At 61.7% G+C, this 19280-nt stretch carries 16 protein-coding genes; 11 read left to right on the forward strand and 5 right to left on the reverse strand.

The window, feature by feature from the left end; genetic code table 11:
* Positions 1-196 precede the first annotated feature (196 nt).
* On the forward strand, positions 197-1762 hold the full coding sequence (locus FDG13_RS07890; RefSeq protein ID WP_370528188.1) for a methyl-accepting chemotaxis protein: 1566 nt from the start codon (positions 197-199) through the stop codon (positions 1760-1762).
* Between the two features lie 282 nt (positions 1763-2044).
* The gene (locus FDG13_RS07895; RefSeq protein WP_180126488.1) at positions 2045-3358 is read left to right on the forward strand and encodes an MFS transporter; all 1314 of its coding nucleotides are present in this window, start codon (positions 2045-2047) and stop codon (positions 3356-3358) included.
* A 92-nt stretch (positions 3359-3450) separates the two neighbouring features.
* Here FDG13_RS07895 and FDG13_RS07900 read toward each other — a convergent pair whose 3' ends face one another.
* From FDG13_RS07900 to FDG13_RS07910, 3 genes are read right to left on the reverse strand one after another with little or no spacing between them, the layout of a single operon-like run.
* Positions 3451-4947: a tripartite tricarboxylate transporter permease gene (locus FDG13_RS07900; RefSeq protein ID WP_180126490.1), complete on the reverse strand. Its 1497-nt coding sequence runs from the start codon at positions 4945-4947 to the stop codon at positions 3451-3453.
* Positions 4947-5465 carry a tripartite tricarboxylate transporter TctB family protein gene (locus tag FDG13_RS07905; RefSeq protein ID WP_180126492.1) on the reverse strand — a complete coding sequence of 173 codons (519 nt, stop codon included), beginning with the start codon at positions 5463-5465 and terminating at the stop codon, positions 4947-4949. Before FDG13_RS07905 ends, FDG13_RS07900 begins: the two co-directional genes overlap by 1 nt.
* A 16-nt stretch (positions 5466-5481) precedes the next feature.
* Positions 5482-6441: a tripartite tricarboxylate transporter substrate binding protein gene (locus FDG13_RS07910; RefSeq protein WP_180126494.1), complete on the reverse strand. Its 960-nt coding sequence runs from the start codon at positions 6439-6441 to the stop codon at positions 5482-5484.
* Between the two features lie 158 nt (positions 6442-6599).
* Between FDG13_RS07910 and FDG13_RS07915 the strand changes: the two genes are divergently transcribed.
* From FDG13_RS07915 to FDG13_RS07935, 5 genes are read left to right on the forward strand one after another with little or no spacing between them, the layout of a single operon-like run.
* A complete protein-coding gene (locus FDG13_RS07915; RefSeq protein ID WP_180126496.1) occupies positions 6600-7841 on the forward strand; it encodes a class I SAM-dependent methyltransferase in 1242 nt (413 codons plus the stop codon).
* 15 nt (positions 7842-7856) lie between these two features.
* On the forward strand, positions 7857-8537 hold the full coding sequence (locus tag FDG13_RS07920) for a response regulator transcription factor (protein ID WP_180126498.1): 681 nt from the start codon (positions 7857-7859) through the stop codon (positions 8535-8537).
* Positions 8534-9988, forward strand: a complete 1455-nt coding sequence (locus FDG13_RS07925; RefSeq protein WP_180126500.1) for a sensor histidine kinase — start codon at positions 8534-8536, stop codon at positions 9986-9988. Before FDG13_RS07920 ends, FDG13_RS07925 begins: the two co-directional genes overlap by 4 nt.
* Before the next feature lie 23 nt (positions 9989-10011).
* Positions 10012-10647 (forward strand): glutathione peroxidase, encoded by a 636-nt coding sequence (locus tag FDG13_RS07930; RefSeq protein WP_370528189.1) that lies wholly within the window; start codon positions 10012-10014, stop codon positions 10645-10647.
* Positions 10648-10670: 23 nt separating this feature from the next.
* Positions 10671-11087, forward strand: a complete 417-nt coding sequence (locus FDG13_RS07935; RefSeq protein ID WP_180126503.1) for an RNA-binding S4 domain-containing protein — start codon at positions 10671-10673, stop codon at positions 11085-11087.
* Positions 11088-11507: 420 nt separating this feature from the next.
* Here the strand turns inward: FDG13_RS07935 and acs are convergent, their stop codons facing one another.
* On the reverse strand, positions 11508-13502 hold the full coding sequence (acs, locus tag FDG13_RS07940) for an acetate--CoA ligase (protein WP_180126506.1): 1995 nt from the start codon (positions 13500-13502) through the stop codon (positions 11508-11510).
* Positions 13503-13632: 130 nt separating this feature from the next.
* On the opposite strand from acs, the gene FDG13_RS07945 reads away from it, so the two are divergent.
* Positions 13633-14235, forward strand: coding sequence for a YqhA family protein (locus tag FDG13_RS07945; protein ID WP_180126508.1), 603 nt, complete (start codon positions 13633-13635; stop codon positions 14233-14235).
* A 16-nt stretch (positions 14236-14251) separates the two neighbouring features.
* On the opposite strand, the gene nhaA is transcribed toward FDG13_RS07945, so the two are convergent.
* Positions 14252-15442, reverse strand: coding sequence for a Na+/H+ antiporter NhaA (gene nhaA, locus FDG13_RS07950; RefSeq protein WP_180126510.1), 1191 nt, complete (start codon positions 15440-15442; stop codon positions 14252-14254).
* Between the two features lie 100 nt (positions 15443-15542).
* Here nhaA and FDG13_RS07955 point away from each other — a divergent pair, with 100 nt between their 5' ends.
* From FDG13_RS07955 to dapC, 3 genes are all read left to right on the forward strand, one after another.
* On the forward strand, positions 15543-17096 hold the full coding sequence (locus FDG13_RS07955; protein ID WP_180126511.1) for a fumarate hydratase: 1554 nt from the start codon (positions 15543-15545) through the stop codon (positions 17094-17096).
* 45 nt (positions 17097-17141) lie between these two features.
* Positions 17142-17945 carry a glutamate racemase gene (gene murI, locus FDG13_RS07960; protein ID WP_180126732.1) on the forward strand — a complete coding sequence of 268 codons (804 nt, stop codon included), beginning with the start codon at positions 17142-17144 and terminating at the stop codon, positions 17943-17945.
* 76 nt (positions 17946-18021) lie between these two features.
* Entirely contained in the window at positions 18022-19245 is a 1224-nt protein-coding gene (dapC, locus tag FDG13_RS07965; RefSeq protein WP_180126513.1) for a succinyldiaminopimelate transaminase, read from the forward strand.
* The last annotated feature ends 35 nt before the right edge of the window (positions 19246-19280 follow it).

Below are 19280 nucleotides of genomic sequence, written 5' to 3' on the forward strand. Positions count from 1 at the left end.
ACCAACGTGGTTTGATTCTAGGGTGGGCAGAACGACCGTGGTAACAACACCGGATGAATGGGCAATTTGGACGAGGCACACAGCGCGATGACAAAGCCCGTCCAATCTTGACCCACATCAAACAAATGCGCCACCTGCCCGGAGAAGCGGGTGGGATCAAGGGTATATTGCTTGCCAAAGAGACCCAGGAGACGCTGTGCAAACAGTCAAATACAAAATATGGATTCAGCTACTGACCACCATCGGCGCTGCGCTGTTGGTCGTCTGGACCGGCGTCATCATCTGGCAGGGCCACGTGACACGCCAGGCAGCGCTGGACCAGGCCACCGACTTTTCTGAAAGCATGCACGATGCCACCATGGCCGGCCTGACCGGCATGATGGTCACCGGCACCGTGGCACAGCGCGATGTGTTTCTGGACCAGATCAAACAACTCGGCGCCATCCGTGACGTACGGGTGTTGCGCGCCGAAGCTGTGACCAAGATTTACGGCCCTGGCACCGCCACCGAGTCCGCCACGCCTGACGCACTGGAGCAACAGGCGCTGAGCACCGGCCAAGCGGTGGTAGAAGTGCAATCGGACAGCACCGGCGAATATTTGCGTGCGGTGCGCCCGGCACTGTCCTCCAAAAACTACCTGGGCAAAGACTGCACCACCTGCCACGCCGCGCCCGAGGGCACAGTGCTGGGCGTGGTCAGCATGAAGGTGTCACTCGACAAGGTCAACGCCAGCCTGGCCGATCAGCGCCTCAAGTCGATTCTGGCGGCACTGATCACCTGCATCCCGGTGTTGATGCTGATTTACCCGTTTATCCGCAAGGTGGTCACCCAGCCGCTCGAGTATTGTGTTCAAGTGGCGCGCGGTATTGCACAAGGTGACCTGACCCAAAAGATCGAGGTCGAGACCAGCAACGAAATGGGCCAGCTGGAACAGGCCTTGAAAGACATGAACGACAGCCTGGTGAAGATCGTTCAGGAGGTGCGCCGTGGCACCGACACCATTTACAGCGCCTCCAGCGACATCGCCAGCGGCAACCTGGACCTCTCCAACCGCACCGAACAACAGGCCAGCTCCCTGGAAAAAACCACCACCTCGATGGGTGACCTGACCACCGCCGTCAACCAGAACGCCGAGAACGCCCGCCGCGCCAACGAGTTGGCACAATCCGCCTCCGAAGTGGCGGTCAAGGGGGGCAGCGTGGTGGCCGGGGTGATCAACACCATGGCCTCCATCAACAGCTCGTCCAAACGCATTGTCGACATCATCTCGGTGATCGACGGCATCGCCTTCCAGACCAATATCCTGGCGCTCAATGCGGCGGTGGAAGCGGCCCGCGCCGGTGAACAAGGGCGTGGTTTTGCGGTGGTGGCGGCCGAGGTGCGCAGCCTGGCCAAACGCTCGGCCGATGCAGCGCATGAAATCAAGGCACTGATCGGTGACTCGGTCAACAAGGTGGATGCTGGCAGCACCCTGGTGCAACAGGCAGGCAGCACCATGAATGAGATTGTCGAGAGCATCCGCCATGTGACCAACATCATGGGCGAGATCGCTGGCGCCAGCGCCAGCCAGTCGGAAGGCCTGGAAATGGTCAGCAGCTCAATTGCCCAGATGAACCAGGTCACGCAGCAAAACGCCGCCCTGGTGGAGCAAGCGGCAGCGGCGGCCCAGTCCCTGCAAGACCAGGCAGAAAACCTGGAACAGGTTGTTGGCGCCTTCAAGTTGGGCACAAATCAGCCTCCAGCCCTTATAGGACATGGCTAAGTAGCTATCTATTTTTTAGCTACTTACAAAGCCGTCACAGGGGCCCAAGCGCCAGCCAGGCCACAACGGGTAAACCCTTAGAATCACCGGTTCTGGCTGTGCACCTCTGATCCGTTCCTCGCACCTGCGCCTACCTGCGCTGGCGCCTGACCGGCCCGCATCCCGGGCTCGCTGAATGGCCGCCGCAGACCGGAAACAGGTACACCACACGCGCCTGTGCGTTTTGTCGCTGTCCTTCCGCCTGCGTTCGCGCAGCGGTCTCCTACTGCCCAAAGAGTCCACATGTCCAGCTCACTTCCGCTTCCCGTCGGCGCGTCTGCCGAAACCTCTCCCTCCCTGTCCCGCAAGGACGTGCAGACCCTTGGCCTGTCGGCCCTGGGCGGCACGCTGGAGTTCTACGACTTCGTCATTTATGTGTTTTTCGCCACCGTGCTTGGCAAACTGTTTTTCCCGGTGGACATGCCAGACTGGCTGCGCCAGTTGCAGACCTTTGGCATCTTCGCAGCGGGCTACCTGTCGCGCCCGCTGGGTGGCATCATCATTGCGCACTTTGGCGACATCCTGGGCCGCAAGCGCATGTTCACGCTGAGCATTTTCATGATGGCCGTGCCCACGCTGGTGATTGGCCTGTTGCCCACCTACGCCAGCATTGGCGTGGCGGCGCCGCTGCTGCTGCTCGCCATGCGTGTGTTGCAAGGTGCCGCCATTGGCGGTGAAATGCCCGGTGCCTGGGTGTTTGTGGCCGAACACGTACCCGCCAAGCGTTACGGCTTCGGCGTGGGGGCTCTCACCGCTGGCATCACCGGCGGCATCCTGCTGGGCTCGCTGGTGGCGATGGCCATCAACCGGCATTACAGCCCGGCCGACGTCAGCGATTTCGCCTGGCGTATTCCTTTCATCCTGGGCGGTGTGTTTGGCCTGATCTCGGTCTACCTGCGCCGTTTTTTGCACGAAACACCGGTGTTCCAGGAACTCGCCAAACGCCGCACGGTGGCGCGTGAGCTGCCGCTCAAGACCATCCTGCGCGAACACCGCGCTGCCTGTGTGCTGGTTGCCCTGCTGACCTGGGTGCTGTCCGCTGCCGTGGTGGTGGTGGTGCTGATGACCCCGAGTTATCTGCAAAAGGTACACGGCATCGCACCCACACTGGCGTTGGAGGCCAATGCGGTGGCCACGCTGATGTTGACCCTGGGTTGTGTGTTGGCGGGCTGGGCCAATGATCGTTTTGGCACCCGGCCGGTGATGTTGTTGGGTTTCGGCGGACTGGTGCTCACTTCTTACCTCTTCTACACCGGCTTGCCGGGCACACCTTCCTCGTTGGTGTGGAGCTACGGTTTGGTGGGCCTGTTCGTCGGCTCAATTGCGATGGTGCCGATTGTGGGTGTGCGCGCTTTCCCGGCGGCGGTGCGTTTTTCCGGGCTCTCGTTCGCCTACAACATGTCCTACGCGATTTTCGGCGGCCTGACACCGATCATCATCACGCTGTGGGTGCAAAAGGATGTGCTGGCGCCAGCACATTACGTGGCCGCGTTGGCTGCGATGGGTTTTGTGCTCGGCCTGGTGCCGATGTCCAGCCGCGGCTACCAGAAAAAATAAGTCAGGTGGCAATGGGTGGGCGAACAGCGGCCACCACGTGAATCAAAAAAACGGCCCCGAGAGGGCCGTTTTTCGTTGGCTGTGTTGAGGTGTCAACGCAAACGTTCGGTGTGCCACTTGAGCACCCGTGGCACTGTCAGGATCAACACAACCACCAGCAGGATCGACAGTGACATCGGGCGCTCAAGAAAGATCATTGCACTGCCCTCACCGATGGAGATCGCGTTGCGCATCTGGGCTTCTGCCAAGGGCCCCAGGATCATGCCCACCAACACCGGTGCGGTGGGGAAGTTGAAACGACGCATGACCAGCCCCAGAAGGCCAATGCCATAGAGCAAAAACAGATCAAAGGCACTTTGGCGCATGCCGTAGACCCCCACGGTGGCAAAAATCATGATGCCCGCATACAGCTGCGGCTTGGGCACCTTGAGCAGTTTCACCCACAGGCCCACCAGCGGCAGGTTCAGCACCAGCAACATCACGTTGCCAATGTAGAGTGAGGCAATCAGCGCCCAGACCAGCGTGGCCGAAGTGGTGAACAGCTGCGGGCCGGGCTGGATGCCATAGTTCTGAAACGCACCCAGCAAAATCGCGGTGGTGTTGGAGGTGGGGATGCCCAAGGTCAGCAGCGGGATCATCGCCGCCGTCACCGTGGCATTGTTGGCCGCCTCGGGCCCCGCCACCCCTTCAATCGCACCACGTGTGCCGAACTCCTTTTTGTGGGCACCTTTGGCCAGTTTTTTCTCAGCCGCGTAACTCAAAAAGGACGGTATCTCGGTGCCGCCCGCCGGAATACAACCAAAGGGTGCACCAATCGCGGTGCCACGTAACCAGGCTGGCAGCGATCGTTTCCAGTCGCTCAGCGTCATGCTGACACGGGTCAGGCGGTTTTCGGTGTCGATCACCCGGCCCTCAAACATCACCGCGTGCATGGCCTCGGCCACCGCAAACAGCCCCACGGCCACCAACACAATCTCGACCCCATCGAGCATCTCGGGCACACCGGCGGTGTAACGCACCTGGCCGGTGATCTGGTCCATCCCGACCAGACCCAGCGCCAACCCAATAAACAACGCCGTCAAACCCCGCACCGTGCTCTTGCCCAGCACCGCACTCACCGTGGTGAAAGCCAGCACCATCAGCATGAAGTATTCCGGCGGTCCAAGCTTGACCGCAAATTCGGCCACCACCGGCGCAAACAGTGTCACCAGCACGGTGGCAATCGATCCCGCGACAAAAGAGCCAATCGCGGCCGTGGCCAGCGCGGCACCAGCGCGGCCACTTTTGGCCATCTTGTTGCCTTCCATGGCCGTCACCATGGTGGCGGTTTCACCCGGTGTGTTGAGCAAAATCGAGGTGGTGGAGCCACCATACATGGCGCCGTAATAAATGCCGGCAAAAAAGATCATCGAGGCGGTGGCCTCGACCTGGGTGGTGATCGGCAGCAGCATGGCCACGGCGGTGGCCGGCCCGATGCCAGGCAACACACCCACAGCGGTACCCAGCGCACAACCCACAAACGCCCACAACAGGTTTACCGGCGTGCCCGCCGTGGCAAAACCTTGTAACAACAAGTTCCAGACATCCATCACAACCATCCTGTTTGGGTCAGACCAGGCAGGTTGATGCCCAGAAATTTGGTAAACGCCCAATAGACAGGCGCAGCAATCAGCAGGCCAAGCAACACGTCCACGGACAAAGACACCCGCCAGGCCACCGGCTGGCCCTGCGCCAAGCGCATGCCACGCGCAGCCAGCACAAAACACAGGGCACAACTGGCAATAAAACCGATGGTGGTGATCAGCGCAGCATTGAGTAACAAACCTGCAGACAGCCAGACAAAACCGACCCAGTCGGGGTGGTCCCCCGAGTGGTCATCCATGTGCTGAAAACCACCCCGGCCAGCCTTGTAAACCAGGCGAACACCACACAACAGCAAGGCCAGCGTCACCACCCAGGGCAAAAAATTGGGGCCGACCCCGGCATACCCGGACTGAGACGGAATGCTGTAGGCACCCAGGCCCAGGCCCAGCGCCAACAGCAGCACACCCAGGCCCACCAGCAATTGCAAACGTGGCGAATGCTTCGCCGGTGCGTGTTGACGCATGCTGCCTCCTGTGCGGTCAGATCATGCCGGACTTGACCATGGTCGCCCGCAGGGACGCAAAGTCATCGTCGACAAATTTCTCAAAAGCCTCACCCGCCAACACCGCGGGGGTCCAGGCGTTTTTCTCGAGCGCTTCGGCCCAGGCCTTGGATTGGGTGGCCTTGAGCACCATCTCGGTCAGTGTCTTGCGTTGCGCCGGGGAGATGCCCGGGGCACCATACACACCGCGCCAGTTACCAATTTCAACATCTACACCCTGCTCTTTCAAAGTGGGCACATTGATGCCTTTGATACGGGTGCCGGATGTCACCCCGATGGCGCGCATCTTGCCGGACTCGATGTAAGGCGCAAATTCGCTGTAGCCGCTGCCACCAATCGTCACATTGCCACCCAGAATGGCAGCGGTGGCCTCACCACCACCCCGGAAAGCCACGTAATTGATCTTGGCTGGGTCGACACCCACCGCGCGGGCAATCATGGCCGCAGCGATGTGTTCGGTGGCACCACGGGAACCACCACCCCACTTGATACTGCCGGGGTCTTTCTTGAGCTGCTCAACCACCTCGGCCAGGGTTTTGAAAGGGGAATTGGCGGGCAACACAAACACGTTGTATTCGCTGGTCAGGCGAGCAATCGGGGTGGCGGCGGTGATGGACACCGGTGGTTTGCCGGTGATGATCCCGCCCAACATCACCGCACCCATCACCATCAGGGCATTGGGGTCACCCTTGCTGGCGTTGACAAACTGGGCCAGACCGAGGGCACCGGCAGCCCCCCCTTTGTTCTCATAGACCACGGTGTCGGCCACCTTGGCGTCCATCAGGGCTTTGCCCAAAGCACGACCGGTGGTGTCCCAGCCACCGCCCGGGTTGGCGGGCAGCATCATCTTGATACTGGAGGCCGCCAGGGCCGAGAGTGGCAGGCTGCTGCTGGCAGCCAGAACCGCCAAAGACTTGAGGAAGGTATCGCGACGCATCAGATTCTCCTAGGGGTTGAGACAGGGCCTGATGATGCGTGGACAGCCTGTCAAACACCTGTCCTGTGGCACTAGGGAAAATACCGAGCCAGGTGAAGCGTCTGCTCGGGCCCGGCCATCTGTTACAACCCTGCCATTCACTTGTTGAGCCCATACCCATGCCAGATACCCTTCCCCTCACCCTGCCTGACACCCTCAGTGCAGACACACTCATCCATTGGCAAGAAGCCGGTCAGGCCCGCAGCGCCCGCTGGCGCTCAGAACGCGGAGCCGCCGCACCACGCAAAGTGGTTCTGGCGGACGACACCCTCACCGCCGACAGCGCCTACAGGTTGGCCTGTGCAGGCAACGCTTTGCTCTGGCGGGGCGACTTCCAGAACGCCCGCCAACTGTTGCAAGCCCTGGCACGCCGGGCCGACCAGGTGCCCAAACGCAAACGCAAAAAGGCCGAGGCACCTGTTGCCGCCGCCGAGGCCTTCCACCAGCATCGGCTGGCGCAGTCACAACGCGCGCGCACCCTGGGCATGATCCTGATCGAGTTCAACGCCGACTACAGCATCCCACTGCGTCGTGCACCCGATGTCAAAGCCGCCTGCACCGAAGCCTGGGGTGAGCCATTGGTCACCAGCGATGCTTCTGCAGCAACGTCGGTCGCATCCCTGCGTGAGCTGCTGGGCATCACCAGCGCTTTTGAGTGGCAGCGTGTGGGTGTCGAGATTGCTGCACTTGGTGAGCCACCCAACAACCGCATCCACCCGCATTACGGGGTGTTCTCGCCGGTGCGTGGTGAATACATCCAATTGGTGGCCACGGCCCACCTGCCCAAACCTGCCAAAGGCCAGGACAGCCTGACGGCCTTTGACATCGGCACCGGCACCGGTGTGCTGGCAGCGGTGCTGGCTCGCCGTGGCGTGCAGCACATCGTTGGCACCGACATGGACGCGCGGGCCCTGGCCTGTGCCCGTGCCAATGTGACCCAGCTTGGTCTGCAAGACCAGATCCGTGTGATCCAGGCTGACCTGTTTCCCCCAGGTCGCGCCTCGCTGGTGGTGTGTAACCCCCCCTGGTTGCCAGCCCGACCCGGCTCTGCGCTGGAGCGTGCGGTGTACGACGAAGGCGGCCAGATGTTGAGCGGCTTTCTGGCCGGTTTGTCGGCCCACCTGGAACCCAAAGGGGAAGGCTGGTTGATTTTGTCCAACCTGGCCGAACACCTGGGCTTGCGCTCGCGCGAGGCGCTGCTGGCACTGTTTGAGCAGCACGGCCTGCGCGTCATCAGCCGCATCGACGCCAAACCGCTGCACCCCAAAGCCAGCGATGCCAGCGACCCGCTGCACCAGGCCCGCGCCAAGGAAGTCACCTCACTCTGGCGGCTGGCGGTGGTAACCAGCAGCACACTCTGAAGGACCCGGTCAACTGTGAAACTGCTGCTGATCGAAGACGACGAGGCCCTGCACACGGCGCTCACACGCAGCCTGACGCGTCTGGGCTGGCAGGTCGAGGTCTGCCACGATGGACGTGCCGCACTGGGCCACTGGCGCAGCAGCCAGCCCGATGTGGTGATGCTGGACCTGAGCCTGCCGGTGCGCGACGGCCTGCACATCCTGGGCCAGGCGCGTGACGAGGGCCTGGCCACCCCAGTGCTGATCCTCACCGCACGTGGGACCGTGGGCGACCGCATTGCCGGCCTGAACGCCGGTGCCGACGACTACCTGCCCAAACCCTTTGACCTTGACGAGCTCGAAGCGCGCTTGCGTGCGCTGCACCGCAGGCGTTCAGAAAACTACGAGAAAACGACCTCTAGCCCTTATGGAAAAAGCGCACTCAGCTATGACAAAGAGAGCGGTGCAATCTACCATGCAGGCCAAGTGCTGGAGCTGGCACCACGTGAGTTGAGTTTTTTAAAAACCTTGCTGGCGCGCCCCGGCCAAGCGGTGTCCAAAGAGCGGCTGTTTGAGGTTGTGTTTCCGGGCCAGACCGAGGTGCAGTTTGAAGCGATCGAGGTGGTGGCCTACCGACTGCGCAAAAAATTGCAAAGCACTGGCGCCACACTGACCACCCTGCGTGGCTTGGGTTACCTGCTGAAACTGCCAGCATGAGCACCCAGGCCTTGGCGACACCCCGCAAGCTGTCGCTGCGCAGCTACCTGATGTTGGGCATCTTGGTGCCCGTGGTGCTGTTCATTGTGCTCGACACCGTGGTGCTCTACAGCCAGGCGCTGGAGGCTGTCAACACCGCCTACGACCGCACCCTGCTGGCCTCGGCCAAGTCGATTGGGGAGCGCATCAGCGCCAGCGGCGAGGCCGAGGAGGCCCAGCTCAGCGCGGCCGTGCCCTACGCGGCACTGGAAGTGTTCGAAGCCGACAACCGCAGCCGCATGATGTACCGCATCTCCAACACCCAGGGGGAGCTGATCGACGGTTTTGCCGACCTGCGCGCCTGGCACGGCAGCCTGCCTCAACACGGTCCCTATGCGGCGCTGGTCGATTTTTACAACGATGTCTACCGGGGCGACCCGGTCCGGGTGGCGGTGCTGCTACAGCCGGTGGCGGTGCAAAACGCCCGCGTCATGGCGGTGGTGCAGGTGGCCGAAACCCTGGAGCTGCGCCGCACGCTGGCGCGCCAGATCCTGATCAACACCTTGCTGCGCCAGTTGGCGCTGGTGTCGGTGATTGCGCTGGTGGTGTTTGTCGTGGTGCAACGTGCCACCAAACCGGTACGCCAGCTCAGCGAGCAGTTGCGCCAACGCCGGGTGGACGACCTGACCCCCTTGCAGGTGGCCGACGCACCCACCGAGCTGCTGCCGCTGATGGACGCCACCAACACCACCATGAGCCGCCTCAAAGACCTGCTGGACAACCAGAAACGTTTTGTGCGCGACACCGCGCACCAGCTGCGCACCCCGCTGGCGGTGCTCAAGGTACAGGTGCAGTCGGCGCTGCGCGGCGATGTGGAGCACCAGCAGGCGCTGCAGGAGATCAGCCACACCGTGCAACGCGCCACTGTGCTGGCCAACCAGATGTTGTCGCTGGCCAAGGTGGCCCAACTCGCGCAGGAGCGATCTGACCCCGGCCCAAGCCTGGACTGGGCGCTGGTGCTGCGCGAGGTGGCGCTGGACCTGTCCCCGCTGATTGCCGAACAGGAACTCGACTTTGACATCCAGACCACCCACGCCAACATCCAGACCCACGACTGGATGCTGCGTGAACTCACGCGCAACCTGCTGCACAACGCCATCCGTTACAGCCCGCGCGGCGGCCGCCTGCACCTGCGCCTGACACGCGATCGCCGCTGGGCCACCCTGGTCATTGCCGACAGCGGACCAGGCATTTCGGACGAACTGCGCAAGCGCCTGTTCCAGCCGTTTTCGGCCGGCCAGGCCAGCAGCGGCTCGGGCCTGGGGTTGGCGATCTGCCTGGAAATCACCCGCACCCTGGGTGGCCACATCGAGCTGGTCAACCGAGAAACCCAGGGCCAGCGCGACGGGCTCGACACCATCGCCCGGCTGCCGCTGGCGGCCAGCACGTCCGCCAGCCAACAGCTAAACTGAAACAAACACCCAGGAGCTCCACCATGTTGCGCAACACCCAGACACCCGGCTTTTTGTGTCGCCCATCGGTCACCCCGTGCTTGCTGGCTGGCGCCACGCTGTGTATGGGCCTGCTCGCTGGCCCGGGCGCCATGGCACAAGCCAGCCCGGCCACCCCCGCTGCTTCCGGGACCAGCCCAGCCGCCTGCCCGGCCATCCTGAACCACAGCTTCAACCGGCTGCAGGACGAAGCCCCGCAGAACCTGTGCCAATACGCGGGCAAGGTGGTGCTGGTGGTCAACACCGCGAGTTACTGCGGCTTCACCGGCCAGTACGAGGGGCTGGAGGCGCTCTACGCCAAGTACCAGGCCAAAGGGCTGGTGGTGCTGGGCTTCCCGTCCAACGACTTTGGCCAGCAGGAGCCCGACTCCAACAAACAGATTGCCGACTTCTGCTTCAACACCTACGGCGTCAAGTTCCCGATGTTTTCCAAATCCGTGGTATCGGGCGCAGGCCGCAACCCCTTGTTTGCTCAGCTGGCGCAAGCCACCGGCACCGCCCCCAAATGGAATTTCTACAAGTACCTGATTGACCGCAACGGAAAGGTGATAGACAGCTACAGCAGCCTGACCGGCCCGACCAGCCGCAGCCTGATTGCCGACATCGAGCGCGCACTCTGAGCCGACACAACAGCAGCTGACACATGGACAAATTGCGCATCGACAAATGGCTCTGGGCCGCCCGCTTCTACAAAACCCGCAGCCTGGCCTGCGATGAAATCGACAAGGGCCGGGTTCAAGTCAACGGCGCCACAGTCAAGCCCGCACGTGAGGTCAAGGCTGGCGACAGCGTGCAACTGCGCAATGGTGTCATCACCCGCACGGTGACCGTGCTGGGTGTGAGTGACAAACGCGGCCCGGCGCCGCAGGCCGCTCTGCTCTACCAGGAAACAGAGGCCTCGGTCCAACAGCGCCAGCAGGCCGCCGAACAACGCCGCCTGGCACCCGAACCGGCGCTGACCCTGACCCAAGGCCGCCCCACCAAACGCGACCGCCGCGACGCCGACAAATTGCGCGGCGACGCCTGGGGTGACCGCTGGAGTGCGTCGCTGGAGCGGTGATTGCCAACGTGGTTCAAAGATCAGCTGGCTAAGGTAATGGGCCATATGGGGTCAGGCAGAGGGCCTCATACGCGCTGCGCTTTGCGAAATCGGCCCCCTGCCCGACCCCACATGGCCTGAGACTGGTTTGGTTCTCGACGCATGACCTGGCCCCGGCCCTTGAAAGTCGGCGTATCAAAACGCTTGCCGCAGTGGGTGGGGTGTTGGGGACCACCGATTTCGCAAAGCGCAGCGCGTATGAGGTGGGCCCCAATACCCCACCCGCTGCCACCACCGACCTGAAACAACAGGCCCATCAAAGCAAAAACCCGCAAAGGTCAGCCAATGCGGGTTTTTCATGGCGGCTGGCTCTGCACCAGCCTTATAGATCAAAACAGCCTCTAGCCCTTATTCAAAAAGGGCCAGTAGCTATGGTTTTGATCAGTAGGTCTGCCCCAGCTGACTCAGGATCGCTGGGTTTTCCAGGGTCGAGGTGTCCTGGGTGATGGTTTCACCCTTGGCCAGGGAACGCAGCAGGCGGCGCATGATCTTGCCGGAACGGGTCTTGGGCAGGTTTTCGCCAAAACGAATGTCTTTGGGTTTGGCAATCGGGCCAATTTCTTTGGCCACCCAGTCACGCAAGTCCTTGGCAATCTGCTTGGCCTCGTCACCGGTCGGCACACCGCGCTTGAGCACCACAAAGGCGCAGATGGCTTCACCGGTCAGGTCATCCGGACGGCCCACCACAGCGGCTTCAGCCACCAGATCGGTCTTGGCGACCAGGGCCGATTCAATTTCCATGGTGCCCATGCGGTGGCCGGAGACGTTGAGCACATCGTCAATCCGGCCGGTGATGCGGAAGTAGCCACGGTCGGCGCTGCGCACCGCGCCGTCACCGGCCAGGTAATAAGTGCCACCCATTTCTGCCGGGAAGTAGCTCGATTTAAAACGCGCCGGGTCGTTCCAGATGGTGCGGATCATTGACGGCCAGGGGCGTTTGATGACCAGCATGCCGCCTGAGCCGTTGGGCACATCGTGACCGGCTTCGTCGACGATGGCAGCCATGATGCCGGGCAGCGGCAAGGTGCAGCTACCGGGCACCAGCGGGGTCGCGCCAGGCAGCGGCGTGATCATGTGGCCACCAGTTTCGGTCTGCCAGAAGGTGTCGACGATTGGGCATTTTTCCTTGCCTACGTTTTTGTAGTACCACATCCAGGCTTCGGGGTTGATCGGTTCGCCGACCGAACCCAGGATGCGCAGGCTCGACAGGTCTGAGCGGTCCGGGTGCACCTTGGGGTCACTTTCGGCCGACTTGATCAGCGAACGGATCGCGGTGGGTGCGGTGTAGAAAATGCTGCATTTGTGGCGCTCGATCATCTGCCAGAAGCGCCCGGCGTTCGGGTAAGTTGGCACGCCTTCAAAAATGATCTGGGTGGCACCCGCCGCCAAGGGGCCGTAACCCACGTAGGCGTGGCCGGTGATCCAGCCGATGTCGGCAGTGCACCAGAACACATCGTCAGCGCGCAAATCAAAGGTCCAGTCCATGGTCAGCTTGGACCACAGCACAAAACCGCCGGTGGCGTGTTGCACCCCCTTGGGTTTGCCGGTGGAGCCGGAGGTGAACAAGATGAACAGCGGGTGCTCGGCCCCCACCATCACCGGTGCACAGGTGGTGCTTTGGCCGGCCAGCGCTTCGGTGAAGGTGATGTCGCGCCCGGCGACCATGTTGCATTGGGTGGGCGTGCGCTCGAACACCAGCACGGTCTTGATCGATTCACAACCGCCCAGGCCCAGGCCTTCGTCGACGATGGATTTAAGCGGCAGCTCTTTGCCACCGCGCATCTGGAAGTTGGCGGTGACCACCGCCACGGCGCCAGCGTCGATGATGCGCTCTTGCAGCGCCTTGGCCGAGAAGCCACCAAACACCACACTGTGGGTGGCGCCGATGCGGGCGCAGGCCTGCATCGCAATAACACCTTCCAAGGTCATAGGCATGTAGATCAGGACGCGGTCACCCTTCTGGATGCCACGGGCCGTGAGCGCATTGGCAAACTGGCTGACCTTGGCCAGTAATTCTTTGTAGGTGGTCTTGGTGACTTGGCCGTCATCGGCTTCAAAAATGACCGCGACCTTGTTCTCGTTGGGCGTGCCCATGTGTTTGTCGAGGCAGTTGTAAGAGGCGTTGAGTTCGCCGTCTTCAAACCAGGTGTAAAACGGGGCATTCGACTCGTCGAGTACTTTGGTGAACGGTTTGTTCCAGACCACGTTCTCACGCGCCAGGCGCGCCCAGAAACCTTCAAAGTCATTGGCTGCTTCAGCGCACAGGGCGTTGTAGCCATCCATGCCGGAGATGCGCGCGGCTTTGACGGTGGCCGCGCTGGGCTCGAACACGCGGTTTTCAACCAGCACGGACTCAATAGCGGAAGGTGTGCTCACAGGTCAGTCTCCTCTTTGTTAAATGAAATTCACGCCGTAATGTCAAGGCCCCCACTTACAAGCCACTGACTAGCTGCGGGAAACACCTGCCACGATAAACTCGCCCACATTTCCACCCTGCTAAGCCCCTATGTCCACACCAAGTCCCATTAAAAGTCCAGCTCTGCGCCCGATCCCCCGCCTGATTTTTGCCAGCCGTTGGCTGCAGTTGCCGCTGTATCTGGGCTTGATCCTGGCGCAATGTGTGTACGTTTACCACTTCTGGGTGGAGCTGGTGCATTTGCTGGAGGCGGTGTTTGGCAGCCAGACCGCACTGGCGGCTTTGGTGGAAAGTATTGGCTACCGCAGTGACGCACCGGTCACCCACCTGAATGAGACCGTGATCATGCTGGTGCTGCTGGCGCTGATCGACGTGGTGATGATCTCCAACCTGCTGATCATGGTGATTGTGGGTGGGTATGAGACCTTTGTGTCACGCATGGACCTCGAAGGTCACCGCGACCAGCCCGAGTGGCTGGACCATGTCAACGCCTCGGTGCTCAAGGTCAAGTTGGCCACCGCCATCATCGGCATCAGCTCGATCCACCTGCTCAAGACTTTCATCAACGCCGCCAACTACAGCGACAAGGTGTTGATTGCCCAGACGGTGATCCACATCGCGTTTTTGCTCTCGGCCATGGCCATCGCCTACACCGACCGGCTGATGCAGCACCCCAACGCAGACAAACACTGATCTGGGGTGATCCGGCTCAGTGGTGGTTGGACCGCCGCGACTGGGCCAACAGCAGCGCCACCGCGAGCGTGGCGCTGACCAGCGAGCCCAGCAACACCCCCATCTTGACCTGCACACCGTAGATCTCGTCGGCACCTTCAAATGCCAGCGAGCCGATGAACAGGCTCATGGTGAAGCCCACCCCACACAACACACACACACCCAAAAACTGCAACCAGCTGCTCTGATCGGGCAGCTTGGCCCCGCAAAAACGCATCAGCAGCCAGGACGCACCAAACACCCCCACGGTTTTGCCCAGCACCAGGCCAGCCGCAATGCCCAAAGGCACGGCCTGCGTCAAGGTGGACAGCGTCACGCCGGCCAGCGACACCCCGGCATTGGCAAACGCAAACACCGGCAACACAAGGTAGGCCACCCAGGGGTGCAAGGCGTGTTCAGCGGTCTTCAAGGGTGAACCACCACGCCCATCCGACAAAGGCACGGCCAGTGCGGTGATGACACCAGCCAAGGTGGCATGGACACCCGACTTGAGCACAAACACCCAGATCACCAGCCCCACGATCACATAGGGGCCAATCGCCATCACCCGCAAACGGTTGAGTGCCAGCAGGATCAGGATGCCGACAGCAGCTGCCAGCAACATGGTCAAGGACAGGTTGTCGGTGTAAAAGAAGGCAATCACCAGAATAGCGCCGAGGTCGTCGATGATCGCCACTGCCGTCAAAAAAATCTTCAGTGAGGCTGGCACCCGGCTACCCAGCAGCAGCAAGATGCCCAGCGCAAACGCGATGTCGGTCGCCATCGGAATGCCCCAACCACGCAGGCCCACCGGGTCACCGGCGTTGAAAGCGGCATAAATCAGCGCGGGCACCAGCATGCCACCCAACGCCGCACCGGCTGGCAACAAAGCCTGCGCGCGCGAGGCCAGCTCACCCTCCAACAACTCCCGCTTGATTTCCAGGCCGACCAGGAAAAAGAACACCGCCATCCACAAATCGTTGATCCAGACCAGCGTGGGTTTGGTCAGCACCAGCCAGTCACCCGCCAGATGCACGGCACTGGGTGTATTCAGAAAAGAAACGTAATACGGCGCCAGCGGTGAGTTGCTGATGATCAGCGCGACCAGCGCGGCCAAGGCCAGCAACACACCACCAATGGTCTGCCCGTTGACAAACTGGTTGACACTTCGAACGATGTTTTTGATCATGGGCTGGCGACGGGTGAACCCGTGTGTTCTGAAGGGGCTTGGTTAAACTGTGATGTTATCGAAGACACCCAAACCCGCTAAACCCTTGAGGCAAATCACCATGAGCACAGCCATACGCCAAGCCGACCTGATTGAATCCGTTGCCGCAGCCCTCCAGTTCATCAGTTATTACCACCCCGCCGACTACATCGCCCATCTGGCGCGCGCTTACGAGCGTGAACAAAGCGCGGCGGCCAAAGACGCCATCGCCCAAATCCTGACCAACAGCAAGATGAGCGCCACCGGCCACCGGCCCATTTGCCAGGACACCGGCATCGTCAACGTGTTCCTCAAGGTGGGTATGGATGTGCACTGGGAGGGTTTCACCGGTAGCCTGGACGACGCCATCAACGAAGGAGTACGCCGCGCCTACAACTTCCCCGGCAACACCTTGCGCGCCAGCGTGGTGGCCGACCCCGAGTTTTTGCGCAAAAACACCAAGGACAACACCCCGGCGGTCATCAGCTGCGAGATCGTGCCGGGCAACACGGTCGAAGTCACCGTGGCGGCCAAGGGTGGCGGCTCGGAGAACAAAAGCAAGATGTACATGCTCAACCCCGGCGACAGCGTGGTCGACTGGGTGCTCAAAACTGTGCCCACCATGGGTGCGGGCTGGTGCCCACCGGGCATGCTGGGCATTGGCATCGGCGGCACGGCCGAAAAAGCCGTGTTGATGGCCAAGGAAAGCCTGATGGACGACCTGGACATGTACCAGTTGCAGGCCAAGGCCGCCAGCGGTGCAGAGCTCTCCAGCGTCGAAAAACTGCGCCTGGAGCTGTTCGACAAAGTGAACGCACTGGGTATCGGTGCCCAAGGCCTGGGTGGCCTGACCACGGTGCTGGACGTCAAAATCAAGATGTACCCGACCCACGCTGCCAGCAAACCGATTGCGATGATCCCGAACTGCGCCGCCACCCGCCACGCCCATTTTGTGATGGACGGCAGCGGCCCGGTCTACCTGACACCACCCTCACTCGACACCTGGCCCGATGTGGCCTGGACACCTGACTACGTCAAGAGCAAAAAAGTCGATCTCAACACCCTGACCAAGGAAGAAGTCGCCAGCTGGAAACCCGGCGACACCTTGTTGCTCAACGGCAAGATGTTGACCGGCCGCGACGCCGCCCACAAACGCATCCAGCAGATGCTGGCCAAGGGTGAAAAACTGCCGGTCGACTTCACCAACCGGGTGATTTATTACGTCGGCCCGGTCGACCCGGTGGGTGACGAAGCGGTCGGCCCGGCCGGCCCGACCACCGCCACACGGATGGACGGTTTCACCGAAATGATGCTGGCACAGACCGGCCTGATCGCGATGATCGGCAAGTCCGAACGGGGCCCGGTGGCGATTGAGGCCATCAAGAAACACAAGTCGGCTTATTTGATGGCCGTGGGTGGCGCCGCCTACCTGGTCAGCAAAGCCATCAAAACCGCCAAGGTGCTGGGTTTTGCCGACCTGGGCATGGAAGCCATCTACGAGTTCGATGTGGTCGACATGCCTGTCACCGTGGCAGTCGATGCCGCCGGTATCAGCGTGCATAACACCGGCCCGGCCGAATGGCAAGAACGCATCGCCAGCGGTGAATTCAAAGGCATCACGGTCACCACAGCGTGAGTTGACTTCAGTTTGACTGAGTTAGATCCTTTTTGTGACCACACGCTGCCAAGGCACCCAATCGGCGTCTTTGACAGCGGAGTGGGTGGTTTGAGTGTGCTGCGTGCCTTGCGGACCGAGTTGCCACACGAAGACTTTGTCTACCTGGCCGACAGCGGTTATGCGCCCTATGGTGAGCGTGACGAAGCCTTTGTGGTCGAGCGCGCACGTCGTATCACCCAACATTTGCTGCACGCTGAGCAGCCCCCCATTCAAGCGCTGGTGATTGCTTGCAACACCGCCACCGCAGCGGCGATCCATCTGCTGCGCCAGGAGCTGCCCGGCCTGCCCATCGTGGGTGTCGAGCCCGCTTTGAAGCCAGCGGTGGCCAGCAGCCGCACCAAACGCATTGGGGTGATGGCCACCCGTGGCACACTGGCCAGCGCCAAGTTCAAGGCCCTGCTGGCCAGGCTGGCGGGGCAAGCCGAGTTTGTCTGCCAGCCCTGTGATGGCCTAGCCGATGCCATTGAACATGCGGACACTTCAAAAATAATAGCCCTGTGCTCAATCTACACAAGGGCTATCGGCCAATTTGGCTTAAAAGAGGGCGAGGTAGACACCTTGGTGCTGGGTTGCACCCATTACCCCTTTGCCAGCGAATGCCTGCGCACACTGCTGCCCGCAGGTGTGCAACTGATCGACAACGGTGCACCGGTGGCGCGCCAGACCCGCCGCGTGTTGCCCGACCCGGCCAGTGGCCAACACTCCGGTCAGATCAAGCTACTCAGCACCGGTGCCCCCGCTCTGTTGGCCCAGGCCGCAGAGCGCTGGTTGGGGCTGCAGGTACCGGTGCAAGCCTTGCCGGGATAACGGCTGGGCAAATCCCCGCTGGGAGCGGGGCAAGCGGGGTCACACGGCCCAGCTTCATCCGGGATAATCCCCGGCCATGAACCCTCTGTTGCCCCTGCTCCAACCCTACCCTTTCGAGCGCCTGCGCCAGCTGTTTGCCGGTGTCACGCCCAACCCCGCTTTCACACCGATCAGCCTGGGCATTGGTGAACCCAAACACGCCACCCCACCCTTTATCCAGCAGGCGCTGTGTGAGGCGATCAACCGTACACCCAGCGGCCTGGCCGCTTACCCGGCCACGGCCGGTGAACCCGCGCTGCGCCAGGCCTTTGCCGACTGGCTCCAAAAACGTTATGGCCTGAGCGTCAACCCGTTCACCCAGACACTGCCGGTCAACGGCTCGCGCGAGGCGCTGTTTTCACTGACGCAAACCATCATCAACCCGGGTGACAGCGCGGTCAGTGGTGTGAAGCCCGTCGTGGTCTGCCCCAATCCGTTCTACCAAATCTACGAAGGTGCCGCGCTGCTCGCCGGGGCCGAGCCGTATTACGTGGCCAGTGACCCGGCGCGCAACTTTGCGCCGGACTGGGACAGCGTGCCCGACGCCGTGTGGGCGCGCACCCAGCTGCTGTTTGTGTGTTCCCCCGGCAACCCGACCGGTGCGGTGATGCCCTTGTCTGAGTGGCAGAAGCTGCTGGACCTGAGCGAGCGTTTTGGTTTTGTGATTGCCAGCGACGAGTGTTACAGCGAGATCTATTTCCGCGACGAGCCACCGCTGGGTGGCCTGCAAGCCGCCACGCAATTGGGCCGCAGCGATTTCAACAACCTGATCTCACTCACCAGCCTGTCCAAACGCAGCAATGTGCCGGGGCTGCGCAGCGGCTTTGTCGCGGGTGATGCGGCCATCATCAGCGCCTTTTTGCTCTACCGGACCTACCATGGCTGTGCCATGAGTCCGGTGGTGCAATCGGCCAGCATCGCCGCCTGGGGTGATGAGACCCACGTTGTGGCCAACCGCACGCTGTACAGAGCAAAGTTTGCCGAGGTCACGCCGCTGCTGGCCGAGGTGATGAACGTGGCTTTGCCCGATGCCGGTTTTTACCTGTGGGCCGATGTGGCCGGGGATGAGCTGGAATTCACCCGCTCGCTGTACGCAAATTACAATGTGACCGTGTTGCCGGGTTCGTTCCTGGCGCGCGAAGCGCAGGGCAGCAACCCCGGCGCTGGTCGTATCCGCATGGCACTGGTCGCCGACAGCGCCGAATGTGTGCAAGCCGCTCACCGTATCCGGGACTTTGTCAAACAGCGGTCTGCCGCCTGACCCACCCTTTTTTCCTCTGACTCACCACACCTACC

This window comes from Rhodoferax sp. BLA1 (assembly GCF_013416775.1).
GTDB lineage: Bacteria > Pseudomonadota > Gammaproteobacteria > Burkholderiales > Burkholderiaceae_C > Rhodoferax.